This window comes from Rhizobium binae (genome assembly GCF_017357225.1).
Lineage (GTDB): Bacteria > Pseudomonadota > Alphaproteobacteria > Rhizobiales > Rhizobiaceae > Rhizobium > Rhizobium binae.
Genome location: NZ_CP071604.1, coordinates 327,749 through 350,046 on the forward strand (window position 1 = coordinate 327,749; position 22,298 = coordinate 350,046).

Annotated in this window: 25 protein-coding genes and 1 pseudogene; 10 read left to right on the forward strand and 16 right to left on the reverse strand. The window is 61.8% G+C overall.

Translation table 11 applies throughout. The features are described from left to right. The first annotated feature begins 68 nt into the window (after positions 1 to 68). Entirely contained in the window at positions 69 to 980 is a 912-nt protein-coding gene (locus tag J2J99_RS01580; RefSeq protein ID WP_168295441.1) for an EamA family transporter, read from the forward strand. On the opposite strand, the gene J2J99_RS01585 is transcribed toward J2J99_RS01580, so the two are convergent. Both J2J99_RS01585 and J2J99_RS01590 read right to left on the reverse strand, forming a co-directional pair. Then, complete coding sequence (locus tag J2J99_RS01585) at positions 928 to 2,181, reverse strand: aminopeptidase (protein ID WP_168295439.1); 1,254 nt, start codon at positions 2,179 to 2,181, stop codon at positions 928 to 930. The two genes, J2J99_RS01580 and J2J99_RS01585, sit on opposite strands and share 53 nt — an antisense overlap. Positions 2,182 to 2,312: 131 nt before the next feature. Continuing rightward, positions 2,313 to 2,996 (reverse strand): glutathione S-transferase family protein, encoded by a 684-nt coding sequence (locus tag J2J99_RS01590; protein ID WP_168295437.1) that lies wholly within the window; start codon positions 2,994 to 2,996, stop codon positions 2,313 to 2,315. Positions 2,997 to 3,106: 110 nt separating this feature from the next. Between J2J99_RS01590 and J2J99_RS01595 the strand changes: the two genes are divergently transcribed. Next, on the forward strand, positions 3,107 to 3,550 hold the full coding sequence (locus tag J2J99_RS01595) for a MarR family winged helix-turn-helix transcriptional regulator (protein WP_168295435.1): 444 nt from the start codon (positions 3,107 to 3,109) through the stop codon (positions 3,548 to 3,550). Here J2J99_RS01595 and ybaK read toward each other — a convergent pair whose 3' ends face one another. The 3 genes from ybaK to J2J99_RS01610 all read right to left on the reverse strand — a co-directional run bounded on the left by ybaK (position 3,551) and on the right by J2J99_RS01610 (position 5,537). Beyond that, positions 3,551 to 4,024, reverse strand: coding sequence for a Cys-tRNA(Pro) deacylase (gene ybaK / locus J2J99_RS01600; protein ID WP_168295433.1), 474 nt, complete (start codon positions 4,022 to 4,024; stop codon positions 3,551 to 3,553). Between the two features lie 10 nt (positions 4,025 to 4,034). Beyond that, positions 4,035 to 4,385, reverse strand: coding sequence for an ArsC family reductase (locus tag J2J99_RS01605; protein WP_168295431.1), 351 nt, complete (start codon positions 4,383 to 4,385; stop codon positions 4,035 to 4,037). A gap of 90 nt (positions 4,386 to 4,475) precedes the next feature. Then, positions 4,476 to 5,537, reverse strand: coding sequence for a succinylglutamate desuccinylase/aspartoacylase family protein (locus J2J99_RS01610; protein ID WP_168295429.1), 1,062 nt, complete (start codon positions 5,535 to 5,537; stop codon positions 4,476 to 4,478). Positions 5,538 to 5,808: 271 nt separating this feature from the next. Here J2J99_RS01610 and J2J99_RS01615 point away from each other — a divergent pair, with 271 nt between their 5' ends. Then, positions 5,809 to 6,372, forward strand: coding sequence for a methylated-DNA--[protein]-cysteine S-methyltransferase (locus tag J2J99_RS01615; RefSeq protein ID WP_168295427.1), 564 nt, complete (start codon positions 5,809 to 5,811; stop codon positions 6,370 to 6,372). Positions 6,373 to 6,500: 128 nt separating this feature from the next. On the opposite strand, the gene J2J99_RS01620 is transcribed toward J2J99_RS01615, so the two are convergent. The 3 genes and pseudogenes from J2J99_RS01620 to J2J99_RS01630 form a co-directional block, all read right to left on the reverse strand. Then, complete coding sequence (locus tag J2J99_RS01620; RefSeq protein ID WP_168295425.1) at positions 6,501 to 7,235, reverse strand: SDR family oxidoreductase; 735 nt, start codon at positions 7,233 to 7,235, stop codon at positions 6,501 to 6,503. A gap of 43 nt (positions 7,236 to 7,278) precedes the next feature. Further along, the gene (locus J2J99_RS01625) at positions 7,279 to 8,130 is read right to left on the reverse strand and encodes an oxidoreductase (protein ID WP_205918680.1); all 852 of its coding nucleotides are present in this window, start codon (positions 8,128 to 8,130) and stop codon (positions 7,279 to 7,281) included. A 33-nt stretch (positions 8,131 to 8,163) separates the two neighbouring features. Further along, positions 8,164 to 8,425: pseudogene (locus J2J99_RS01630) on the reverse strand (Atu4866 domain-containing protein); the annotation flags it as partial. An 88-nt stretch (positions 8,426 to 8,513) separates the two neighbouring features. On the opposite strand from J2J99_RS01630, the gene J2J99_RS01635 reads away from it, so the two are divergent. The 3 genes from J2J99_RS01635 to J2J99_RS01645 all read left to right on the forward strand — a co-directional run bounded on the left by J2J99_RS01635 (position 8,514) and on the right by J2J99_RS01645 (position 11,037). Then, positions 8,514 to 9,410 (forward strand): LysR family transcriptional regulator, encoded by an 897-nt coding sequence (locus J2J99_RS01635; protein ID WP_168295419.1) that lies wholly within the window; start codon positions 8,514 to 8,516, stop codon positions 9,408 to 9,410. Between the two features lie 188 nt (positions 9,411 to 9,598). Continuing rightward, positions 9,599 to 10,450, forward strand: a complete 852-nt coding sequence (locus tag J2J99_RS01640) for an AraC family transcriptional regulator (RefSeq protein ID WP_168295417.1) — start codon at positions 9,599 to 9,601, stop codon at positions 10,448 to 10,450. Positions 10,451 to 10,491: 41 nt separating this feature from the next. Beyond that, positions 10,492 to 11,037, forward strand: a complete 546-nt coding sequence (locus J2J99_RS01645) for a YbhB/YbcL family Raf kinase inhibitor-like protein (RefSeq protein WP_168295415.1) — start codon at positions 10,492 to 10,494, stop codon at positions 11,035 to 11,037. An 81-nt stretch (positions 11,038 to 11,118) separates the two neighbouring features. On the opposite strand, the gene J2J99_RS01650 is transcribed toward J2J99_RS01645, so the two are convergent. Both J2J99_RS01650 and J2J99_RS01655 read right to left on the reverse strand, forming a co-directional pair. Continuing rightward, a complete protein-coding gene (locus J2J99_RS01650) occupies positions 11,119 to 11,610 on the reverse strand; it encodes a GNAT family N-acetyltransferase (RefSeq protein ID WP_205918687.1) in 492 nt (163 codons plus the stop codon). A 384-nt stretch (positions 11,611 to 11,994) separates the two neighbouring features. Then, positions 11,995 to 12,525: a dihydrofolate reductase family protein gene (locus J2J99_RS01655; RefSeq protein WP_168295411.1), complete on the reverse strand. Its 531-nt coding sequence runs from the start codon at positions 12,523 to 12,525 to the stop codon at positions 11,995 to 11,997. A gap of 393 nt (positions 12,526 to 12,918) precedes the next feature. Between J2J99_RS01655 and J2J99_RS01660 the strand changes: the two genes are divergently transcribed. Then, positions 12,919 to 14,880, forward strand: a complete 1,962-nt coding sequence (locus J2J99_RS01660; RefSeq protein WP_168295408.1) for an elongation factor G — start codon at positions 12,919 to 12,921, stop codon at positions 14,878 to 14,880. 223 nt (positions 14,881 to 15,103) lie between these two features. Here J2J99_RS01660 and J2J99_RS01665 read toward each other — a convergent pair whose 3' ends face one another. Together J2J99_RS01665 and J2J99_RS01670 are read right to left on the reverse strand one after the other, a co-directional pair. Next, positions 15,104 to 15,304 (reverse strand): hypothetical protein, encoded by a 201-nt coding sequence (locus J2J99_RS01665; RefSeq protein ID WP_168295407.1) that lies wholly within the window; start codon positions 15,302 to 15,304, stop codon positions 15,104 to 15,106. Between the two features lie 425 nt (positions 15,305 to 15,729). Next, entirely contained in the window at positions 15,730 to 16,590 is an 861-nt protein-coding gene (locus J2J99_RS01670; protein ID WP_168295405.1) for a LysR family transcriptional regulator, read from the reverse strand. A 183-nt stretch (positions 16,591 to 16,773) separates the two neighbouring features. Here J2J99_RS01670 and J2J99_RS01675 point away from each other — a divergent pair, with 183 nt between their 5' ends. From J2J99_RS01675 to J2J99_RS01685, 3 genes are all read left to right on the forward strand, one after another. Further along, the gene (locus tag J2J99_RS01675; protein WP_168295403.1) at positions 16,774 to 17,598 is read left to right on the forward strand and encodes an oxidoreductase; all 825 of its coding nucleotides are present in this window, start codon (positions 16,774 to 16,776) and stop codon (positions 17,596 to 17,598) included. 49 nt (positions 17,599 to 17,647) lie between these two features. Then, on the forward strand, positions 17,648 to 18,496 hold the full coding sequence (locus J2J99_RS01680; protein WP_168295495.1) for an alpha/beta fold hydrolase: 849 nt from the start codon (positions 17,648 to 17,650) through the stop codon (positions 18,494 to 18,496). Between the two features lie 100 nt (positions 18,497 to 18,596). Further along, positions 18,597 to 19,127 carry a VOC family protein gene (locus J2J99_RS01685; RefSeq protein ID WP_168295493.1) on the forward strand — a complete coding sequence of 177 codons (531 nt, stop codon included), beginning with the start codon at positions 18,597 to 18,599 and terminating at the stop codon, positions 19,125 to 19,127. A 29-nt stretch (positions 19,128 to 19,156) separates the two neighbouring features. Here J2J99_RS01685 and J2J99_RS34440 read toward each other — a convergent pair whose 3' ends face one another. From J2J99_RS34440 to J2J99_RS01700, 4 genes are all read right to left on the reverse strand, one after another. After that, complete coding sequence (locus tag J2J99_RS34440) at positions 19,157 to 19,288, reverse strand: hypothetical protein (RefSeq protein ID WP_259664636.1); 132 nt, start codon at positions 19,286 to 19,288, stop codon at positions 19,157 to 19,159. Positions 19,289 to 19,499: 211 nt separating this feature from the next. After that, positions 19,500 to 21,062 (reverse strand): glutamine-hydrolyzing GMP synthase, encoded by a 1,563-nt coding sequence (guaA, locus tag J2J99_RS01690; RefSeq protein WP_168295401.1) that lies wholly within the window; start codon positions 21,060 to 21,062, stop codon positions 19,500 to 19,502. Between the two features lie 112 nt (positions 21,063 to 21,174). Then, on the reverse strand, positions 21,175 to 21,813 hold the full coding sequence (locus J2J99_RS01695) for a 5'-methylthioadenosine/S-adenosylhomocysteine nucleosidase (RefSeq protein ID WP_168295399.1): 639 nt from the start codon (positions 21,811 to 21,813) through the stop codon (positions 21,175 to 21,177). Then, positions 21,810 to 22,259: a PaaI family thioesterase gene (locus tag J2J99_RS01700; protein ID WP_168295397.1), complete on the reverse strand. Its 450-nt coding sequence runs from the start codon at positions 22,257 to 22,259 to the stop codon at positions 21,810 to 21,812. The genes J2J99_RS01695 and J2J99_RS01700 overlap by 4 nt, the downstream gene beginning before the upstream one ends. Positions 22,260 to 22,298 lie beyond the last annotated feature (39 nt).

Consider the following 22,298-nt stretch of genomic DNA (forward strand, 5'->3'; position numbering starts at 1 on the left):
CAGGAGATATCTTGACGTCAAGATAAATTGCGCTATCGTGTATTTATCTTGATATAGAGATTCTTGATATGAAGACAAACTCGCGATATTTCGCCGATGTGCTGATCACCGCTGTCGCTCCGGCCATCTGGGGCAGCACCTATTTCGTCACCACATCTTTCCTGCCGCATGGCTATCCGCTGACTGTTGCCATGCTGCGCGCCTTGCCGGCAGGCCTGCTTCTGCTGCTCATCGTCCGCAAGCTGCCGACGGGTGTCTGGTGGGGCCGCGCCTTCATTCTCGGCGCGCTGAACTTCTCGTTCTTCTGGGCGATGCTCTTCGTCTCGGCCTATCGTCTGCCGGGTGGCGTAGCGGCCACAGTGGGCGCCGTGCAGCCGCTGATCGTCATCGCCTTGTCGCGGCTGTTCCTCGGCAAGCCGATCCGCTTCCTCGCTGTCATCGCCGGCCTGATCGGCATGTCAGGCGTGGCGCTTCTGGTGCTGACGCCGAATGCGGCGCTCGATCCCATCGGCATTGCCGCCGGTCTCGCCGGAGCGGTGTCGATGGCCTTCGGCACGGTGCTGAGCCGCCACTGGCAGCCGCCGGTCTCCAGCCTGACCTTCACGTCATGGCAATTGACAGCCGGCGGCGTCCTGCTCGTGCCCCTGGCCTTCCTGCTGGAGCCGGCGCTTCCCGTGCCGACGCCGGCCAATCTTCTCGGCATCGCCTATCTCGGCCTCATCGGCGCAGCCTTCACCTATCTGCTTTGGTTTCGCGGCCTGTCGCGCATCGAGCCCTCGGCGGCGGCATCGCTCGGCTTTCTCAGCCCCGTCATCGCAACCCTGCTCGGCTGGCTGGCGCTCGGCCAGAGCCTGACGCCGGCGCAGATCGCGGGCTTCGCCATGGTGCTCGCCAGCGTCTGGCTCAGTCAGCGGACGATGATGCCGGTCAGGCCCATTCGCCCTGACGCATCACCGCAACCCGCGAACCATCCGGCGTAATGCCGTCGATATCGACCTTGTCCGAGCCGATCATCCAGTCGATATGGATGAGGCTGGAATTGCCGCCCTGCGCCTTGATCTGCTCCTGGCTCAAAGTCGCGCCGTCGAGGAAGCACTTGGAATAGCATTGGCCGAGTGCGATGTGGCACGAGGCGTTTTCGTCGAACAGGGTGTTGTAGAACAGAATGCCGCTCGCCGAGATCGGCGATGAATGCGGCACCAGCGCCACTTCGCCGAGGCGGCGCGCGCCTTCGTCCGTATCGAGCACCTTGTTCAGCACTTCTTCGCCGCGTGATGCCTTGGCCTCGACGATGCGTCCGCCCTCGAAGCGCACCTGGATATTGTCGATCAGTGTGCCCTGGTGCGACAACGGCTTGGTGCTCGAAACATGGCCTTCGACACGCAGCGCATGCGGCGTGGTGAAAACCTCCTCGGTCGGAATGTTCGGATTGCAGGTAATGCCGTTCTTGGCGGTGGAGGCGCCGCCATGCCATTCATGCCCGTCGGCAAGCCCGACCGTCAGATCGGTGCCGGGCCCCTTGAAATGCAGCGAGGCGAAGCGTTCGCCGTTCAGCCAGGCGGAACGCTTGGCGAGATTGCCATTGTGTTCGGCCCAGGCGGCGATGGGATCGTCCAGATCGACGCGCGAGGCGGCAAAGATCGCTTTGGCCAGCTTGGCGATCGCGATCGGTTCAGGATCGTCGGGAAAGACCACCTTGGCCCAGGACGGGTTGGGATAGGAAACGATGTTCCAGTTGATGTCGAAATTGGCGATCTTCTCCAGCGCCGGCTTGTAGGCGGTGGAGTTGGCGCGATTGGCCCGGCCGACCTTGCCGGCATCCTGCTCGGACAGCAGCAACGGATTGTCGCCGGCAACCGCAAGACGGGCCGCGCCATTGGCATAGGCCTTGGCCATGCCCTCATAGAGCCAGTCGGAGGCACGGTCGAAACTCTCGTCGCTGCCGTACTGATAGCGCGAAAGCGTCGTTTCCTCGTCGGAATAAAAGGCGCTGACCAGCCCGGCGCCGGCCTGATAGGCGTGCTTGGTGATGAGGCGCACGAGCGGCAGCGCGACGACGGGCGCGGTGATCACCAGGTCCTGGCCCTTCTGCAGCCGAAGGCCGACCTTGACGGCAACTTCCGCAAGCTTCTCCAGCTTGACGGGATCAACGGTGTTCTGGCTCTGGGGCATGAAAGTCATGGTTCAACCTGCCTTCTGTGATCGACGGTGGAGGTTGGAAGACTTAGACCGGTTTGCGGCGAAAATGAAGCATGCCGCTGCCGAATGGTGCGGCCTGAACCCAGGCGCGGCCGCATCGAGGGGGAGGCCCTTCAAGCAGCCACCGATGGCCTGAGCAGGATGGAGTTATGGGTCTTGAGGAACTCCGTCAGCCGCTGCGGATAATCCTCGCCCACGGCGCCTTTGACGCTTGCACGCTCCGCCAGCGCCTTTCGCCAGCGCTTTACGCGCTCCAGCCCGTCAAATATTGCGCTGTCGCCGAGCGTGTCGAAAATATCGAAATATCGAAACACCGGCGCGAAGACGGCATCGACGAGGCTGAAGCTGCTGCCACAAAAATAGGGTCCGTCCGCCAGCGCGCCTTCGATCGTCGTGAATTTGGCGATGAGGGCTGTGCGCTTGACTTCAAACTGGAGCCTGTCCTCTGCCGTTTCATAACCCCACAGATCGGAAAGCACGGACGAGCCGAATTCCATCCATCCGCGGTGGCGCGCGCGGGTCAGCGGATCGGCGGGATGCAGGGCGGCGCCCGGCTGGGTTTCCTCCAGATATTCGCAGATGACGCTGCTTTCGAACAATACGACCTCGCTGCTGTCCGCTTGCTCGATGTGCAGCAACGGCACCTTGCCGAGCGGCGAGATTTTCAGGAACCAGTCCGGCTTGTTGGCAAGATCGATGTTGATGCGCTCGAAAGGCACGTTTTTTTCGGAAAGTGCGATCGCGGCGCGCTGCACATAGGGGCAGAGGTGATGACTGATCAAGGTAAGCTTGCTCATGGTGGTCTCCTGTCGCCGCAAACGCGGCTGAAAACGATCGGTGACAAAAGTAGATGCATATGCATATAATAGCTCTTGCGCCGGCATTCAAGCTAAATGTAATTGCATCTATGTCTGATAAACACCCGACCCCGAGCAACGCTGTAACCGGCGCATGGATCCACATCATGCGCGCCCGCGACCGTCTGCTCGCTGCGATCGAAAGCGATTTCAAGGCGGCGAAAATGCCGCCGCTGTCCTGGTATGACGTGCTTTGGGAACTGGCGAGGACAGAGGACAGGCGGCTGCGTCCTTACGAGATCGAAGAGCGGACGCTGCTCGCACAATATAATCTATCTCGCCTCGTTGATCGGTTGGAAAGGGAGGGCCTGGTCTGCCGCGAGACGTTCGGCGAGGATGCACGCGGCCGTTGGGTTGTCATCACCGATGCCGGGCTGCAGCTGCGCGAGCGCATGTGGGCGGTCTATGCCAAATCCATCGACGCGAATATCGGCTGCAGACTCACCGAAAGCGAGGCAAACAGCATCTCGGCCTTGCTCGCGCGTTTCCTGTGATCAGGCGATCAATGGCGCCTTGACGGCCTTCAAAACCGTCAGCGCATCCTTCGGGTCGAGCCGCACCTGCAGGCCGCGCTGGCCGCCATTGATATAGACGAGCGGCTCGGCAAGGGCAGCTTCCTCGATCGCCGTCGGCACCGTCTTCTTCTGGCCGAAGGGGCTGATGCCGCCGACATGATAGCCTGTCAGCCGCTCGGCATCGGCGGGCTTCATCATGTTGGCCGACTTGCCGCCAAAGGCGCTGGCCAGTTTCTTCATGCTGACTTCACGATCCGACGGGACGACGACGCAGACCGGCTTGCCGTCCAGTTCCGCCATCAGCGTTTTCAACACCCGGTGCGGTGCTTCGCCCAAAGCCTCGGCCGCCTGCAACCCGACGCGCTCAGCCCCGGGGTCATAGTCATAGGTGTGGATGGTGAAGGCGATGCCTGCCTGGGAAAGAACCTGTGTCGCGCGCGTGGTCTTGGACATGGGGCACCTGTCAGCCGCCGAATATGGCGGCATAAATTTCCGGTTTGAAGCCGATCAGCAGCTTGCCGCCAGCCTCCAGCACCGGCCGCTTGATCATCGACGGCTGGTCGAGCATCAGCGCGACCGCCTTCTCCCGGGTGAGGTTCTCGCGCTCGGCGTCGGGCAATTTGCGGAATGTCGTGCCGGCGCGGTTGAGCACGGTGTCGAGGCCAGCCTGGTCGATCCAGGCTTCGAGATGGACGCGGTCGATGCCGAGCGCCTTGTAATCGTGAAACGCGTAGGCGACGTCGTGTTCTTCCAGCCAGCTGCGGGCCTTCTTCATCGTGTCGCAATTCTTGATGCCATAAATGGTGACGGCCATAACCGATCGATCTCCCTGTGACGCCAGCGGGATAGCACGCGCGGGGGCCGGCGCAAACGCCATGCGGCACTTGCCCCCGGCAGCGCCTGCTCAATTCTCCAGCGTGCCGGCCTTGCGCGCCGCCTTGCTGGGCCTGGCGCCGACGATCTTCATCAGGTCGCCGCGCCGCCGTACCAGCCGGTCGGAGGTTCGGGTCAGGACCAGCCCGTCCTGCGGCGCCGGCAGGTCGATGCTGCCATCAGCCTGACCCGGTCGGGTGATGATCGTCGCCAGAGGCTCGCCTTCCGCAACCCGGTCTCCGATCGTGCGATGAAAGAGCACGGCGCCACCTTCGGGCGCGCGGATGATCTCGACATTGTCGAGCGGCACGGCCGGACCGGCAAAGGTCGACGGTGCCACCGTTTCGTCCCTGACAATCCCGCGTGCCGCGAGGAAACGCCAGAGCCCGTCCGCATCCCGCTTCGCCAGCAGCGGATCGACGTCGCGCTTGCCGCGCAGCTCGACCGTGACTGAGAGTTTGCCCGGCAGACGGGATTGTCGTTCTCCAGCAATTTCATGTTTCCATGCGAAACCGACGGCCTCCTCGAAGGCCGAGCTTTCGCCGTCCGAAAGCAGCACGGCCTGCATGTCGAGCGTAGCGGCAAGATCGGCCGCCTCCGGCCAGAAGGCTTCGTCGATATAGGCGTATTGCAGCGATTCGTCGTCGCAGTGCAGGTCGAGCACGAGATCGGCGCCGAGCGCCATATGCAGTAGCTGTCGCTTCAGTCTGTCGGTAGCCGGATAATCATCGAGATCCTCGATCAGCGCCATCCGGTCGGCGATGGAGATCAGCGGGAAATCCCGGTTGAAATTGGTGCGGGAGCCGAGGTCGAAGCGGCCCTGCAAGTCGCCGAAATGCGATTGCGCCGCGCCGATCGGATTGGCCTGCGGCACAATGGTGATGTCGCCGGCGACCACGCCTTGGCGTTCCGCCTGCCTCAGCCGGTCGCAGAGGAAGTGCAGGAGCGCCGTTCCCGGCAACTCACCGGCATGGAGGGCCGCCTGGATGTAGATCTTCGGCGCCTTCGGATGGCTGCCCTTGAAGCGCAGCACCGGCAGCCGCCACTCCGTTCCCGGCGTATCGCCTGGAATGATGATCTCTGAAACGTCCATGCTGTCTTCGCTCCGCTTTTACCGTCCGAACGCTCTTTCAAGCTTTATGCGCGGAACTCCGGCAAGCGCAAGCCTGGCGAGCCGCAAACACCGCTTCCTCCGGCAAGCCTGATCGCGGCAAGGAGAAAAGCCTTGGGCGCAGAGCAAGGAAAGAGACGCCGGAAAGGTAAATAGTAAGAACAAAAAAAGAACTCTGCGCGCAAGAATCGGGTTGAAACAGCGGTCGTCCCATACGATTTTGGTGACATTCGAAAACGCGGAGGCTGTGATCATGGCCCAGACGATCCATCACTATCTCATCTTCGAAACCGCGGGCGGTTTCTGCGGCATCGCCTGGAGCGACGCCGGGATCGTCCGTTTCCAGCTGCCGACGAAAACTGCGGAGGCGACCGAGCGGCTCTTGCTGCGCCGTCTGCCTGGTGGGTTGCCCGGTGCGCCGACGCCTCAGGTGTTCGAGATCGTGGCGGCTGTGAGGCGCTACTTCCAGGGGGAGGAGACGGATTTCTCTGATGTCGAACTCGATCTTGCCGGCCAGGACGCTTTTTTCAGGGAGATTTATGCGGCAGCAAGGCGCGTCGGCTGGGGCCGCACGACCACCTACGGCGCGCTGGCAAAAGAGCTCGGCGCCGGGCCGGAAGCGGCCCGCGACGTCGGCCAGGCGATGGCGAAGAATCCCATCGCGCTGATCATTCCCTGCCACCGGGTGCTGGCGGCCGGCGGCAGGATCGGCGGCTTCTCCGCTCCCGGCGGCGCGTCGTCGAAGACCCGCATGCTGGAACTCGAAGGCGTCCAGCTCGGCCCGCCGCCGCCCGCCCAGCAGTCGCTGGGGTTTTAGGCGGCGGCATATAGAACAGGATGATTTTAGGCACGGTCGGCCTAAAAATCTAAACCCCTGTTCGAAATTAGCGAGTTAGAACATGATGCCGCCCGAAAACCGCCTTTCGGCTGCGCAAGATCGACTGTTCAGTGGGGGCTGGCCGTCGGCCGGATGATGATTTCGCTGACATCGACATCGTCGGCCTGACTGATGGCATAGAGGATCGACTTGGCGATAGCCTCGGGACTGATCGTCACCGCCCTGAACGCAATCATGGCCTCTCGCGCGGTCGGGTCGGTGATCGTGTCGGCCAGTTCCGATGTCGTCGTGCCAGGAGAGATGACGGTGACGCGGATACGATCGGTCTCCTGCCGCAGCCCGTCCGAGATGGCGCGGACGGCGAATTTCGTCGCGCAATAGACGGCCGCCGTCGGCGAGACGGCGTGGCCGCCGATCGACGACAGATTGATGATCTGCCCCGATCCCTGCGCCTTCATGATCGGCAGAGCTGCCGCGATGCCGTAGAGCACGCCCTTGATGTTGACGTCGACCATCCGGTCCCATTCGTCGACTTTCAGGGCCTTGAGCGGCGAGAGCGGCATGACCCCCGCATTGTTGACGATCACGTCGAGCCGGCCGAACTCGGATCTGGCGAAACCTGCGAAGGCCTCGACGTCGGATCGGTCGGTGACGTCAAGCTTTCGCAGACGTACTGTCCCGCCCCGGGCTTCGATTTCGCCGGCGAGCCTCTCCAGGCGCTCAATGCGGCGGGCGCCGATCACGATGTGGGCGCCGGCCGCAGCCAGCACCTTTGCCGCCGCTTCGCCGATGCCGCTGCTGGCGCCGGTGATGGCAATGACTTTTCCTTCGATATTGGACATTTCAAGATCCATTTGTCGGTTGAGAGTTTTTTTCGGGCGCGGCTCAGTTGGGGAAATCGGCGCTGAGCGTTATCTGCGCCCAGGCGTCGAAATTTGCCCGCAGCGCATCGAGCCGTTCCCGTGCGATCTTCAGGGCGGGCGCGCCGAGCAGCAGACGCAATGGCGGCTCCTCCAACTCGAACGCCGATATGATGGCAGCGGCGGCGCGAACCGGATCGCCGGGCTGTTTGCCGGAGACCGAACGAGTGGCCTGGCGCCGCTTGCCTGATGTTTCGGCATAGTCGTCGATGATCCTCTTGGATTCGATCATCGACCGGCCGGCCCAGTCGGTGCGGAAGGCGCCGGGTTCGAGGATCGTCACCTTGATGCCGAGCGGCTTGACCTCATGGGACAGCGATTCCGACAGTCCTTCGACCGCGAATTTGGTGGCGTGGTAGTAGCCGGTCGCGGCAAAGGCGACGAGCCCGCCGAGCGACGAGACGTTGAAGATGTGTCCCCGCCGGCGTGAGCGCATGCCCGGCAGGACCTGCTTGGTGACGTCTATCAATCCAAAGACATTGGTCTCGAACTGGGCGCGGATTTCCGCGTCGTCGCCCTCCTCGATCGCCGAGAGATAGCCGTAGCCCGCATTGTTGACGAGGACGTCGATCGCACCGAAACGCCTTTCGGCCTCTCGGACCGCGCTGGCGATGGAGCGGCTGTCCGTCACGTCGAGGAAAAGGGCGAGCGCACGATCCTCGTGCTGTGCTGCGAGTTCACGCAGGGTCTCAGGGTTGCGTGCGGTCACGACAGCGCGCCAGCCACGCGCCAGAATGGCTTCGGCGAGCGCCCTGCCGAGGCCGGACGATGCCCCGGTGACGAACCAGATGGGTGTGACGGAAGACATGATCGTCATCCTTTCCGGCCGGATACGGCCTTGCTGAACCTGTCATTTGCGGCGAAGCACCATGCCGCCGTGATGGAGGGTATTGTCGTCAACAAAATCGCCGTCGGCCGTGAAGCCGGTATCGTCCCAGTATTCGATGTGGCTTCCGGTGACCTCGTAACGGCCTTGATAGGCGCTTTCCCGGTTGCCGCGGGCCTCGTCATAACGGCCGTTGGGCAGAAGCTGGTGGCGGACGCGGCCGTCATCCGTCACCCACATGCCGGCATAGGGATGGTCCTGCATTCGTGTTCTCACTTGCTTGTTGAGGCTTCGCTGACGGGACTGAACATAATGCGGTCGGTTATGCCGAATAAGTTGCCAATCTCACATGCCTTGGTTAGAAGCGCTAACCAATGGTCGACGATCTCGAAGGCATTTCGGTTTTTCTTGCCGTGGCGGAAGCGCGTAACTTCCGGCTCGCGGGCGAGCGGCTTGGCGTCACCCGTTCCGCTGTCAGCCAGGCGCTGCTGCGCCTGGAGGATCGACTTGGCATTGCGCTGGTGCAGCGCACGACCCGCAGCGTCAGCCTGACCGAAGCCGGCGAAGTGTTCTTTGCGGCGGTTCGTCCATCGGTCCGGCAGGTCAGGGATGCAATACAGACGGTGCGGGACATGCAGGCGCGTCCGAGCGGCGTGCTGAGGATCACTGTTTCCTCGATCGCCGAGAGCTTTCTGTCGGGCACCTTGCTGGCCGGCTTCATGCAGGCCTGTCCCGAAATCAAACTGGATATCACCGTCACAGATGACGAATTCGATATCGTCGAAACCGGTTTCGACGCGGCTGTCCGTCTGGGTGAAGTGATCGAACAGGACATGATTGCAGTCCCGGTCTCAGAGCCGCAGCGGCAATGTGCGGCCGCGTCTTACGCCTATCTCGAGCGCCACGGCGGCCCCCGCCATCCAAGCGAACTCCGGGACCATGCCTGCATCGGATGGCGGCCGCGCCCCGATACGGCGCCCTATCGCTGGGAATTCACTGAGAATGATCGCGATTTCGATGTCGCTGTCGACCCCGCCGTTACAACGAACGATATGGGAATGATGATCCGCCTGGCCTGTGCCGGAGCCGGGATCACTTTCGGCATGGTGGAAACCTTCCAGCCCTATTTCGATCGCGGCGAACTCATGCGGCTGCTCGAAGATTTCTGCCCGCCCTTTCCCGGCTTCTATCTCTATTATCCCCGGCGCGAGCGGCAGCCGCTGAAGCTGCGGGCGCTGGTCGAGCATATCAAGAGGTCCGGCAAGCGGTAGGCGATCTATCGCCACGGCGGATCCAAGCAAATTTGGCGTCGAACTGGTCGCTGCGCGCCCCTAAGATTGCCCCTGTCACGCGCTTTTGCTAATTCCGGTCCTGAGAGAGCGGAAACGGTCAGCGGCGTCCCGTATCGAGGTGCGCGTAATCCCTTCCGCTTCAAATGGCTCATGCTGCCGGAGACCGTATGCTCAACGACGTCTTTCGCATTCCGGCCAGGGCCCTGATCCGCCAGGGTGGACGGGCCCGCTTTTTTCGTCTCGTCAATACGAGTCCCCTGCTGATCCAGGTGCAATCGGGAATCAAGATCGTCATGGCGGATGACAATGCTTTGCATCTTGAGGCGGGCGCTTATGCCCTGCTGCCTGACTATCGGCCGTTGACTATGGAGAACATTCCGAAGGCGCCGCAGAAGTATCAGACCCTGGCGCTTCCTGTTCCAAGACAGCTGTTCGAGGAAGCCTATACCGCCATGGGGTCGATCGCCGTGCCCTCGCGGCCGCTCCCGGCAAGCGCCTCGAACCTGCCGGAGGAAGCGGCGGCATTGTTTGACTATTGCTGCCAGCCCGGCAATCTGACGAGGCTTCCCGGCGCCATTGCGAGAGTCCGCCTGATGGAACTGATCACCTGGTTTGCTCTCTGCGGCGCGGTACTGGGCCAATCCCAAAGTCCTCGACTGGAGGACAGGGTGAGGCAGATGATTGAAGGTGATACGGCTTACGATTGGACGCTGGGGCACGCGGCGCGCGCCTTCAACATGAGCGAAGCGACGCTCAGGCGTAAGCTCGCCGCGGAAAAGACAGGTTTCAGCGAGATATTGAGCGATACACGGATGAATCGCGCCCTGGCCCTCATTCAAACCACAACCCTGCCGATGGCGCAGGTCGCGCTCGAAGTCGGTTACGATTCGCCGTCGCAATTTTCGGCGCGATTCAAAGAACGGTTCGGCGTCAATCCGCGCCACGTGCGCAGCGGCTCCGAGCACTTTGAGCGGATCGGGGCAGAAGTTGAGCATAGCGGGACAGATGCGCTGCCGTGATGACGGTAGCTATCCCGCATCATCAACCGCAGGAAAAGAACATGCGTCTTATAACAGCAGCACTTCTGGCCGTGTCCGTCTTTGGCGCCACGGCAGCCCAGGCCGAAATGAAGCTCACTTCGAAAGATCTGACTTCCGGCAAGACCATGGCTGATGCGCAGGTGTTCAACAGCTTCGGCTGCACGGGCAAGAACATCTCGCCGGAACTCACCTGGTCGGGTGCTCCTGATGGAACCAAGAGCTTCGCCGTCATGGTTTACGACCCGGATGCTCCGACAGGTTCGGGCTGGTGGCATTGGTCGGTATTCAACATTCCGGCAGACGCCTCGAAGATTGCCACCGGCGCAAGCGGAGATAAGAAGCTTCCCGCAGGCGCCGTCGAGGGCCGTACGGATTTCGGTACATCAGGCTATGGCGGCGCATGTCCGCCGGCCGGCGATGCGCCGCACCACTACCAGTTCACCGTCTACGCGCTGTCGGTGGACAAGCTGCCGCTTCCCGAGACGGCGCCGGGCGCGATGGTTGGCTTTTATGTCCGGGCAAATACGCTCGACAGGGCGTCGATCGAGGTCACCTACGGCCGCTGACGCCGTCGTCACGGCCCTGATCCCTATCGAACGGGCCGGCCGAGGAAACTTTGGCCGGCCATACCCGCTCATCCAGGCAAACTAACCCGTCACCGCTTCCCAGCAAATCAACGGACCCTCTTCGGCATCGATGCGCTCGCCGGTGCGGATGAACCCGTTGCGCTCGAGAACACGTTGCGACGCGATATTCCCGACCCCTGTCTCCGCAGAGAGCAGAGCCACGCGAGGATCGCTCCGTCCCCATCCGAGCAACTGTCCTATGGCCCGCGTCGTGCATCCGCGGCCCTGGCGGGAAGGCGCAATCCCATAGCCGATACGGATGTTTCCATGTCGCGGCGTTCTGACGATGGAGCAGAGACCGACGACCTCGTCCTCCTCCACGATCATCCAGGCCGACGGCGAGAATACGGCGCCGATGTCGGCCGCAAGGCGGCGCAGCATCTCCAATACCTCAGCAGGCGCAATCGCGCTGTCGGGGACAAGGCGCAGGTTAAAGGGCGGGGTGCCCTTCAGCAGCGCGTCAAAATCACCAGGCGTTAGTTCGATGATCATATTCTTCCCGACACTGCACATGCGCCGGCATGGCGCGCCAAGGCCGTGGCGGATATCACCCCGATAAACTGGTCGTGGCAAGATCTCCGACCGGTTTTACTGTCATCGACCGCTTCATGGCACGCGTTGAGCCGGCCGCCGAGGAGCCCGCCGCCCCGGCGATGCATCCATCCGAGAAAGCCGATCTTTATGGCGACGAGCAGCGCAAGAGCGACCGCGGCGACATAGGAGAAAGGACTGTCGGTGAGGTTGGCAAGGAACCGGCGGAGGGACAGGGCTGCACCGGCATGCAGCGATCAGGCCCGGACTGCCGATCGCGACGGCGGCGGTCAGAAGAACTGGTGCCTTCCACTACGTCTTCGTCCGAGGCGCGCCCAATCGCGGGCCTTGCAGCGCAGATCGTGACTAAGCAGGAACGTAGACCAACCGGATCACATCCTCGTCAATTTTGTCATTGGCCATAAGGCGCAGCCGCGGTCGGGGTCCGGCGAAATATGACTTGCCCTGACCGAGCACGACGGGGTGCAGATAGATGATATACTCGTCGATCAACCCAAGATCGGTGAGGCTTTGCGCCAGATCCGGGCCGGCCACTTCGATCTCCCCGTCGCGTTCGGCTTTCAGCGTGCGGATCGTACCCTCGAGATCGTCCTCGACCAGCCTGGCGTTGGGACCGACCGATTTCAACGAGCGCGAGACGACCCATTTCGGCTGGATCCGCCAAGCGGCTGCGAAGTCGCGTTCGTCTGCGTTCCATTCAGGATGATCGTCATCCCAGTAACGCATGACCTCATACATTTGGCGACCGTAGACGCTGCCCGCTTGCCCCCGCGTCGACTCGACGAAGTGACGGAAGAGCGTGGGGCTTGGCCCGAACGCCATATGATCTACATAACCGTCCAACGACTGGTTCATTCCGAACACGAGCTTGGCCATGCTCACTTCCTTTCCCTCGAAGGTCCATCCGCATGGATCAGATGGGGTTGCGCGATCAATCACAGCGTAGATTGACCGATTGTGATGTGCAATCGGTTTTTTCGCGGGCGGGCCACTTGCTGGACGGACACGGGCACGACTGACGAAAAACCCCATGAGAGCTTCACTGATGTCATTCGCGTCGAGATTTCATCCAACTTTGCATTTCGTCGCGACCCTGCGTAGACGTCAACATCGCAAACTCGTCAATGCGTTCTCAGCCGCTGAGTGGATCAGCCTCAATGCAAGCCTAGGTCAAAGCGTTGTTAAGCTGAACACCTCTGGCGCCTTGCAGCGGTTCAGGGCATCCTATGATGGCTGAGAATTGTGGTTATGGCAGTTGGAGGAATGCCGATGCGCTGCTTTACCGTGCTTGGACCCTCGCAGACCGGAAAATCGACAGTCGTGGAAAAGCTCGGCTCGCTGGAGGGCACGCCGAGGAAATCCAGCTCCCCTTATGGATTGAACCTCACGGAATTCACCTTTGGAAACGAGGCGTGGTGTGCACTGGATGCGCCGGGACCCAACGAAGCGTTGGTGCATGCGCAACAGGCGCTTCTTGCCAGCGACGCCTGCATACTGTGCGTTTCATCGGCACCCGAAGAGGCTGTGCTCGCCGCGCCCTATCTGCGGGTAATCGAAGCCTCGGGGACGCCTTGCATCCTCTTCGTCAACCGGATGGACGAACCGAGAGGGCGGTTGAGGGACGTGATCGCCGCGCTTCAAGACTACGCCAACCACACCCTTTTGCTTCGCCAGATACCGATCCGCGAGGGGGACAGGGTCATTGGCAGTTGCGATCTGATTTCGGAACGGGCGTGGCGCTACCGGGAAGGCCAGACTTCGGCGCTGATCGCAATCCCCGAAAGCATTGCCGAACGCGAGCACGAAGCGCGCACCGAGCTCCTGGAACACCTGTCCGAATATGATGACTGGCTTCTCGAGGAACTGATCGAGGACCACGAGCCATCCAGTGACGCGATCTATGCCATTTCGTCACGGGTTCTCAAGGAAAACAGAATTATCCCGGTCCTGATCGGTGCAGCAAGTCACGGCAACGGCATGACGAGGCTGATGAAGGCGCTGCGCCACGAGGCGCCGCCGGTAGGGGTTCTTCGGCAGCGTCTCGCTCATGCGGGAACTGTCGATGAGGGCAAGCTGGTGGCCGTGAGCTTCCATGCCTATCATCGTCAGAATATTGGCAAGACGGTGCTCGTGCGCGCGCTTGGCGAGGGCCTGCGGCAAGGCGCATCACTGGGCGGCTCCAGCCTCGGCGCCGTACAGGATCCCGCAAACGGGCGGTCCAGCTCGGCGGTTCTGCCGGCGCCGGGGGATGTCTTCGCCACGGTCAAGTCCGACCACTTGCCCGTCCCGTCGCTATTGACATCAGACGCGACGGTCGCCCCGCCAGAATGGACCGAGCCACCGACGCCGATGCTTGAAAGGATCCTTGTCCCGGGCAGCGAGCGCGATGAAAACAAGCTCTCCGAAACGCTGGCGAAACTTTCCGAAACCGATCGCGGTCTGAAAGTCTCGCATGAGGAAGGCACGGGCGCCCAGCTCGTCTGCGCCCAGGGACCGGTGCATCTGCGCGATCTCTGCCGAACGCTGTCCGATGTCTTTCACATCTCCGTGACCGATCGAACCCCCAGCCCAATCTACCGCGAGACGATCGCGAAACCATCGGAGGTTCATTACCGGCATCGCAAACAGACCGGCGGTGCCGGCCAATTCGCGGATGTGAAGCTGAGCATTCGCCCCAACGAGCGCGGCCGCGGCTTCACCTTCAGCGAAACCGTCAAGGGTAGAGTCGTTCCACGCAACTACATCCCTGCCGTCGAAGCGGGCGCGCGCGAAGCGATGGAGAAAGGGCCGCTCGGCTTCCAGGTCATCGATGTCAGCGTAACGCTGTTCGACGGTCAGTACCATGCAGTCGACAGTTCGGAACACGCCTTCAGGACTGCGTCGAGAATGGGAGTGCGACAGGCGCTTTCCGAAGGGGCGGCCGTTTTGATGCAACCGGTCTTCCGCAGCGAAATTCACATTCCGTCGATCTATTCCGGCAGCCTCGTCCAGATCGTCTCCGCTCTCAAGGGTCAGGTTCTCGGCTTCGACCGGGATGAAACCGCCAAGGGATGGGACATCTTCCGGGCACTTGTTCCGGGCGGCGCACTCGACGATCTGGCGCGGGCGCTGCGCTCGGCGACGCAGGGCATCGGTTACTTTTCCAAGACCTTCGATCACTTCGAGGAGCTATACGGCAAGGAAGCGGACGCCATCGTGAGGGCACGCGAGGAATCAGGCGCCGCACACTGAAACCTTCGCGCCACTTCCTGCTCGTTCGCAGGATGCGGCTCACGTCCGCCCTTACGTGCGTGAAACGTTTGCAGTTGTAGCAGCACAGGCCCAAGGTTGCGGCTTGCTTCCGGGACGGACAGGCTTGAAGCCGGCATCAGCGATCAAACCGCGCGTCACCTGCCCAGCAGATGTATCGTCGCTGGCATACAGGACTTGGGCTGTACCGGCGTTTCCGACCACGCTACGGCCTCAAGCAGGCGGCGACGCCAGCAGATTGAATGCCTTGACGATCCGGGCCTTCGGCAGAGGTCGCTGCAGATCTTTCTTCGGAAGTCGAGCTGTCGCGCATGAAGTCCAGATCGTGACAATGCTGAGAATCTGCCGTGACACCGAGCAGGTTCATCGTCTCGATCACGGTCTTGGCATCGAGCGCGTCGCCCACTTGGCTGATGATCGCCTCGACACGTGGGCTATCGTCGCAAAAGTCTGCGTATTGGGCGGTATCCTACTCGACTGGATCTCCGACTACCTCAATCACACGCCGGGATCGATTGCCCCGTTCGACCGCTCCATCCATAGGGCGGCCGCTCAGGGGCCTGGAGGCGATCGGGGCCGGGAACGGTGGCACCAGACCATCGGTCAGGACGTCCACGATGGACGCGTATCCCAAGCTGTCCGTGCCGGTGCTCGGCACCAGCGGGATCAGCACACCGTTCGTCAAGGCCTTCCTTGATCGCTAAGCGCAGCATGCGACTATGATCGAATTCCAAGGCACTCGGGCGCTGGATCCCGAGGAGCGACCGACCGAGAGGCCCACAGCGATCTTGGTGCTTCTCCGGGAACCTTGAATCATCCTCGGGCCGCTCATCATGCGGTCGCGTTGACGAGATGGTCCGATACGGTCGAGATGAACGCACGAAGGCGCTGAAGACGTCTTAGGTCACGGTGATATCCCATCCAGATGTCTCGCGCCGGCGGCGGCATCGGCAGTTCCAGTCTGCGGATACCCGCGATCTGATCGCCGACCACGCGGGGCAGGACGGCGATACCGACGCCTTGCCTACACATGCGCCCCTGGACGTTGCGGTTGTTCGATCGCAGGACCGATCTCGCGTTGGGGAAACTCTCGATGAGCCACGCGATATCGGGGAACTGTCCGGTCGACGTATCGTGGGTGATCAGCCGGAAACCAGTCCCGTCGCCATATTTGGGATCAGCCGAATCCTCGGCGATGTAGACGCCGTATTCAAGCCTGAAGAGCCGCCGCTGGACGACATCGGCAGTGTTGAACGGAACGATACGAAAGGCGATATCTGCCTCACGCTGGGCGAGGTTGAACAGGCGGGTGCCGGTGAGGATCTCGACGTCGACATTGGGGTAGGCGTTTGAGAAATCCGCCAGGATGGGAGGCAGGACATAGGCCCCGAACCAGTCCGCTGACGAAATGCGTAGACTGCCTTTGAGATTCTTCTCCTGCCCCGCAAGCCGGCGCTCCATGGCCAGCGCACCCTCTTCCATCTGCTCCGCCAGCGCGATGATCCCGTGGCCCTCTTCAGTCAGGACAAGACCATCCGCAGTCCGCTGGAAGAGCGTGTGACCGATCGCCTGCTCAAGTGCGCGCAGGCGCCTGCCGACGGTCGGATGGCTCGTCTGAAGCGAACGCGCAGCACCGCCGAGCGTACCAGCTCTCGCGACAGCAAGAAATATTCTCACGTCACTCCATTCCATCGCCACCCCCACAAAACTGAACGCCGAGAATACAGTTCTGTCACTTAAAGAACAAATCTAAGCACCTAGATTTTTGCCATCGCTTGGGGGCGCTCCTTCTGCCTGTTTGAGGACCTTTATGAGGCCGCTCGGGTGAAGGAAACGCGCTATCGGCGTCGTCTGAAAACAACTCGGAGAAAGCTAATGAGAACTTGGCTCATCACAGGCTGCTCAAGCGGCTTTGGCCAACGGCTCGCACTCGCTGCAGCACAGCGCGGCGATGGGGTCATCGCGACGGCCCGCAATATCAAAACGATCGAAGAAATGGCCGAGCCTTTCGGCGGCCGCATGATCACCCTGCCCCTCGACGTGACCGATGCGGCTGCAGCCCGAGCTGCGGTCGCAAAGGCGGTCGACACATTCGGCGGCTTCGACGTGCTCGTGAACAATGCCGGCTATGGACTGTTCGGCGCGATCGAGGAAGGCGCGCCTGAGGAATATCGGCCGATGTTCGAGGTGAACGTCTTCGGTCTGATCGAAACCACCAGAGCAGCTCTGCCAGCCCTGCGACGTTCGGGCGGAACGATCGTCAACATGTCGTCGGGCGCAGGCATCGCGGGCAGCGGCGGTGCCGGATATTACAATGCCGCCAAGTTTGCCGTGGAAGGGATCTCCGAAGCGCTCGCGGGCGAGCTGAAGCCGTTCGGCATCCGCGTGCTGATCGTCGAGCCTGGGCCGTTTCGCACCGATTTCCTTGGCCGTTCGATCACAATGGCAGCCAACGAGATGCTGGAATACGCTGCGAGCTCGCGCAGGCACTATCGCGAAACCAACGACGGCAATCAGGCGGGCGATCCCGATAAGGCGATCGCGGTGATCCTGCAGGCAGTCGATGCCGATGACGCCCCGCTTCATCTGCCGCTCGGCCCCGCCGCGCATACGATTGCTGAGCGAAAGCTGGCTTCTTTCCGGAGCGATATCGATGCCTGGCGCGACATCACGATCGCCACCGATTTCGACCAACCCTGAGCGCTGGCCGCAACCTCTCTTTGACTTCAACATCGACTGGAAAGTGATCATGATCGCAACCTTGAAGGGGTTCACCCAACAGCTGGTGCCGGTGAATGGCATCAAGATCAACGCCGTCACGGGGGGCTCTGGTCCGCCGATCCTTCTGCTCCACGGTTGGCCGGAAACATGGTGGGAATGGCACCATGTAATGCCGTTGCTGGTCGAGCATTTTAGTGTGGTGGCCATCGATCTGCGTGGCGCGGGTTTTTCCGACTGCCCGCTCGACGGTTATGACAAGGCGACGATGGCGCGCGATGCGCACGAAGTCATGGTTGCCCTTGGACATGAACGCTATGCCGTGTGCGGCCATGATATTGGCGGAATGGTGGCGCTGCCGCAGGCCGCCATCTATTGGAAGGCTGTTACCCGTCTGGCCGTGCTCGACGTTCCACTTCCCGGCTGGACGCAATGGGAGGCGACGACGGCACGGATCTGGCACTTCAGCTTTCATATGAACCGGGATCTGCCCGAGCGCCTGATCCATGGCCGTGAATATGACTATATCTCGGCCTTCATGGCTGAACGGTTCTACGATCACAGCACCTTCAACCCGGCGGACGTCGAGATCTACGCGAAAGCGATGGTCCTTCCTGGCCGCACGCGCGGCGGCATGGAATGGTATCGTACCCTTGCTGCCGACCATGCGGCCGCACTCGAGTACAAAAAGCGACCGCTCGATATACCGGTGCTCGGTCTCGGCGGGGATCAGCGCTTCGGTGCGCATATGGTGCCGATGCTCAAGGAGTTCGCCAGCAATGTGACGGGAGGCTCGATTGCGCGGTGCGGTCACTATGTCGCTGACGAGCGGCCGGATGAGGTGGCAGCAGCTCTGATCGATTTCCTCAAGGCCAATTGAAACTCTGCAATCGCCCCGTCGTAGGCTAGGGGGTCGCGGCATTGCGGGCGGGTTGTGCCCGCACCCATCGCCGATGATTAAAGAAAAAAGGAAAACTATCATGACCGCACCTGTCATTCGCGGCGTCAATCATATCGGCATCACGGTGCCCGACATCGAAGCAGCAAAATCGTTCCTGGTGGAAGCTTTCGGCGGCCAGATGATCTACCAGTCCTTCGGACCGCAGGATCCGCCGCGGCAGGGACCCGAATTCGAGCGGGCCACTGGTGCTTTCCACGGAACGGTCGTGCGGGCGCAGGCGATGGTCAAAATCGGAACCGGACCTGATATAGAGCTCTTCGAAATGCACGGCTCCGAACAAGCGCAGCCGGTTCGAGCGAGCGACTTCGGCATTACGCACTTCGGTGTCTACACCGACGACATCGACGCATCGGTAGAGCGCTTCGAAAAGGCTGGAGGCACGTCTCTTACCGCGCCGCGCGCTATTCCCTACGCAACCGAAAAAGGTCCTGGAAACAAGGTCTGCTATTGCCGCATGCCATGGGGCACGACGATTGAGTTTATCACCACGCCCGACCGCATGGCCTACCATGACCAGACGGATCTGCGCAGGTGGCAGGACGACGACTGAGTAGGGCGCGAAGAAGGGACCCGCATCAGTTAAGTCGCGGCGATGCTGACGCTGTCGGACGGATCGACGAGTGCGCAGCCGCGACGGCTGTCGTGACGGATCGACCGCACCTGCGGTCCGCCCATCCGGATGAGCCTGACCTTCGTCAGTGCGCGTCTCATGCCGCTATGCGTTGCGAGCAGCGAAGTTCGTACGACTTCAGGTGCGCGTGAACCGTCGGGAGTATCGGGACGGACAGCGAGAACGATGACGCCCGCCGTATCATGTCGCCAATTATCTGGTCCGCTTCTATCGATGGGCACAATGCCGTTGGAAGAAATTCGACCAGCAATTAATCAATGTAGCCGTTTGATACAACTAACTATGCCCCCCTTACTCCCACTCGATCGTACCGGGCGGCTTTGAGGTGACGTCATAGACCACGCGGTTGATGCCGCGCACCTCGTTGATGATGCGGGTGGCGGCGCGGCCGAGGAATTCCATGTCGTAATGGTAGAAATCGGCGGTCATGCCGTCGACCGACGTGACGGCGCGCAGCGCGCAGACGAATTCATAGGTGCGGCCATCACCCATGACGCCGACGGTCTGGACGGGAAGCAGCACGGCGAAGGCCTGCCAGATGGCGTCGTAGAGGCCGGCCTTGCGGATTTCGTCGAGGTAGATCGCATCGGCCTCGCGCAGGATCTCCAGCTTTTCGCGGGTGATGCCGCCGGGGCAGCGGATGGCAAGGCCGGGGCCGGGGAAGGGATGGCGGCCGATGAAGCTGTCGGGCAGGCCGAGTTCGCGGCCGAGCGCGCGCACCTCGTCCTTGAAGAGTTCGCGGAGCGGCTCGACGAGCTGCATCTTCATGCGCTCCGGCAGGCCGCCGACATTGTGGTGCGACTTGATCGTCACCGACGGACCGCCGGTAAAGGAAACGCTCTCGATCACGTCGGGATAGAGCGTGCCCTGGCCGAGGAAGTCGGCGCCGCCGAGTTTCTTTGCCTCCTCCTCGAAGGTTTCGATGAACAGCCGGCCGATGATCTTGCGCTTGGTTTCCGGGTCGCTGACGCCTTCGAGCTCGCCGATGAAGCGGTCGGACGCGTCGACGTGCAGCAGATGCAGATTGTAGTGCTCGCGGAACATGGCGACGACACCAGCCGCCTCGTCCTTGCGCATCAGCCCGTGGTCGACGAGGATGCAGGTCAGCTGGTCGCCGACCGCCTCGTGGATCAGAAGCGCCGCGACGGAACTGTCGACGCCGCCCGAAAGCGCGCAGATGACGCGCTTGTCGCCGACCTGCCTGCGGATCTCGTCGACCGCCTTCTGGCGGTATGCCGACATCGACCAGTCGCCCTTGATGCCGGCGACATTGTGAATGAAGTTGCCGATCAGCTTGGCACCGTCGGGCGTATGCACGACCTCGGGGTGGAACTGCACGCCGTAATATTTGCGCTTCTCGTCGGCGATGAAGGCGAAGGGCGCGTTGGAGGAGGTGGCGACCACTTCGAAACCATCGGGCAGCGCCGTGACACGGTCGCCATGGCTCATCCACACCTGATGGCGCGAGCCGGAGGACCAGAGGCCCTCGAACAGCTGGCAGTCCTTGTCGACATCGAGGAAGGCGCGGCCGAATTCGCGGTGATGGCCGCTTTCGACCTTGCCGCCGAGCTGCATGCACATCGTCTGCTGGCCATAGCAGATGCCGAAGACCGGCAGACCGCTGTCGAAGATGATGTCAGGCGCCCGCGGCGATCCCTCGTCCACCGTCGAAGCCGGGCTCCCGGACAGGATCACGGCTTTCGGCTGCAGGCGATTGAAGCCCTCTTCAGCCGATTGGAAGGGAACGATTTCGCAATAGACACCGGCCTCGCGCACGCGTCGTGCGATGAGCTGGGTCACCTGGCTGCCGAAATCGACGATGAGAACGGAGTCGGGATGTGCTGTCTGGGTCATGGCGAGGCTTTAATGAAAAGCGCCTCGCCTGGCAATCCGGGAAATCGGCGGCATCGGGTTTTTATTGTTCCGATTGTCCCTCGCGCGCCGGGAAAGGCGGGGCTTTGAGGGTTTAGAACCAGAAAACCCCGTCCTCCAGCGCCGTGAACAGGCTGTCGACGCCGTAGGAGAGCTTGCGGTCGACGATATGCAGATACTCGGTCCAGCCGGAAATATGCTGCAGCTCGACCGCGCCATCGGAAATGCCGCGAAGACCGATCAGCGGCAGCTTGTAGCCCTGGCAGGCGCGCAACACCGCATAGGTCTCCATATCGACCATGTCGGCGTCGATGTCGGTATAGGCAGCGCCCGAGATGACGTTGCCGCCCGTGGAAAGGCTTGCCTCGGCAATACCAGGAATGCGCAGCGGCAGCTCGAGCGTCGCCGGCAGGTCGAGGAAGGGGGTCCGGCCCTTTTCGAAGCCAAGCGGCGAGGCGTCCATGTCGCGGTAGGAAACCGAGGTAACCTGATAGATTTCGGTCTGTTCCAATTTGGCCGAGCCGGCCGAGCCGAGCGAAACGACGAGATCCGGCAGGTCGTCGGCCGCATCGAGCCGCGCCAGCGTCTTGGTCAGCGCGACCGCTGCCTCGACAGGGCCGACGCCGGTCATCAAGGGCTCGATGCGCGAACGCAGAAAGGGGCCGTATTCGGCCTCCGCCGCCATGACGAACAGGATGGATTTTCCCGCGACCGATTTCAGTTCGAACTTCATCCTTTAATTCCCTCTCTGCCGCGGATGACCATCATCGTTCCGGTCATGGAGGCGATGAGTTTTGCCGGCCCGTCGCTGATCGCGTAGCCTCGCCCGTCGGCGACGATGATGGTGGAGCCCGGCTTGGTAATTTCGCCGCGAAACAGGAATCGCTCGCCACGCCCGGGCGACATGAGGTTGACCTTGAATTCGATCGTCAGGATCGAGGCTTCCGGATCGATGACGCTATAGGCGGCAAAGCCGCAGGCTGAATCGAGGGCGGCGGAAATGATCCCCGCATGTAGGATGCCGTGCTGTTGCGTCAGTTTGATGTCGAAGGGAAGCTCGATCTCGACGACGCCGTGCTCGACGCGCGTCAGCTCCGCACCGATCGTCTGCATCGCCGCCTGGCGCGCAAAGTTGCGGCGGATTCGCGCGCGGAAATCGCCCCTGTCAGTCTCACTCATGGCTACCCCTCTCGAAGTCGGGAAAGTGGCATGGCAGGC

Coding starts and splice junctions, on each gene's coding strand:
- J2J99_RS01660 (WP_168295408.1), top strand. CDS start 12,919: ATGCGCTGCTTTACCGTGCTTGGACCCTCGCAGACCGGAAAATCGACA.
- J2J99_RS01615 (WP_168295427.1), top strand. CDS start 5,809: ATGGCCCAGACGATCCATCACTATCTCATCTTCGAAACCGCGGGCGGT.
- J2J99_RS01580 (WP_168295441.1), top strand. CDS start 69: ATGAAGACAAACTCGCGATATTTCGCCGATGTGCTGATCACCGCTGTC.
- J2J99_RS01695 (WP_168295399.1), bottom strand. CDS start 21,813: ATGAAGTTCGAACTGAAATCGGTCGCGGGAAAATCCATCCTGTTCGTC.
- J2J99_RS01685 (WP_168295493.1), top strand. CDS start 18,597: ATGACCGCACCTGTCATTCGCGGCGTCAATCATATCGGCATCACGGTG.
- J2J99_RS01635 (WP_168295419.1), top strand. CDS start 8,514: ATGGTCGACGATCTCGAAGGCATTTCGGTTTTTCTTGCCGTGGCGGAA.
- J2J99_RS34440 (WP_259664636.1), bottom strand. CDS start 19,288: ATGAGACGCGCACTGACGAAGGTCAGGCTCATCCGGATGGGCGGACCG.
- J2J99_RS01655 (WP_168295411.1), bottom strand. CDS start 12,525: ATGGCCAAGCTCGTGTTCGGAATGAACCAGTCGTTGGACGGTTATGTA.
- ybaK (WP_168295433.1), bottom strand. CDS start 4,024: ATGTCCAAGACCACGCGCGCGACACAGGTTCTTTCCCAGGCAGGCATC.
- J2J99_RS01610 (WP_168295429.1), bottom strand. CDS start 5,537: ATGGACGTTTCAGAGATCATCATTCCAGGCGATACGCCGGGAACGGAG.
- J2J99_RS01590 (WP_168295437.1), bottom strand. CDS start 2,996: ATGAGCAAGCTTACCTTGATCAGTCATCACCTCTGCCCCTATGTGCAG.
- guaA (WP_168295401.1), bottom strand. CDS start 21,062: ATGACCCAGACAGCACATCCCGACTCCGTTCTCATCGTCGATTTCGGC.
- J2J99_RS01585 (WP_168295439.1), bottom strand. CDS start 2,181: ATGACTTTCATGCCCCAGAGCCAGAACACCGTTGATCCCGTCAAGCTG.
- J2J99_RS01595 (WP_168295435.1), top strand. CDS start 3,107: ATGTCTGATAAACACCCGACCCCGAGCAACGCTGTAACCGGCGCATGG.
- J2J99_RS01640 (WP_168295417.1), top strand. CDS start 9,599: ATGCTCAACGACGTCTTTCGCATTCCGGCCAGGGCCCTGATCCGCCAG.
- J2J99_RS01625 (WP_205918680.1), bottom strand. CDS start 8,130: ATGACGATCATGTCTTCCGTCACACCCATCTGGTTCGTCACCGGGGCA.
- J2J99_RS01670 (WP_168295405.1), bottom strand. CDS start 16,590: ATGGAATGGAGTGACGTGAGAATATTTCTTGCTGTCGCGAGAGCTGGT.
- J2J99_RS01645 (WP_168295415.1), top strand. CDS start 10,492: ATGCGTCTTATAACAGCAGCACTTCTGGCCGTGTCCGTCTTTGGCGCC.
- J2J99_RS01675 (WP_168295403.1), top strand. CDS start 16,774: ATGAGAACTTGGCTCATCACAGGCTGCTCAAGCGGCTTTGGCCAACGG.
- J2J99_RS01650 (WP_205918687.1), bottom strand. CDS start 11,610: ATGTGCAGTGTCGGGAAGAATATGATCATCGAACTAACGCCTGGTGAT.
- J2J99_RS01605 (WP_168295431.1), bottom strand. CDS start 4,385: ATGGCCGTCACCATTTATGGCATCAAGAATTGCGACACGATGAAGAAG.
- J2J99_RS01620 (WP_168295425.1), bottom strand. CDS start 7,235: ATGTCCAATATCGAAGGAAAAGTCATTGCCATCACCGGCGCCAGCAGC.
- J2J99_RS01680 (WP_168295495.1), top strand. CDS start 17,648: ATGATCGCAACCTTGAAGGGGTTCACCCAACAGCTGGTGCCGGTGAAT.
- J2J99_RS01700 (WP_168295397.1), bottom strand. CDS start 22,259: ATGAGTGAGACTGACAGGGGCGATTTCCGCGCGCGAATCCGCCGCAAC.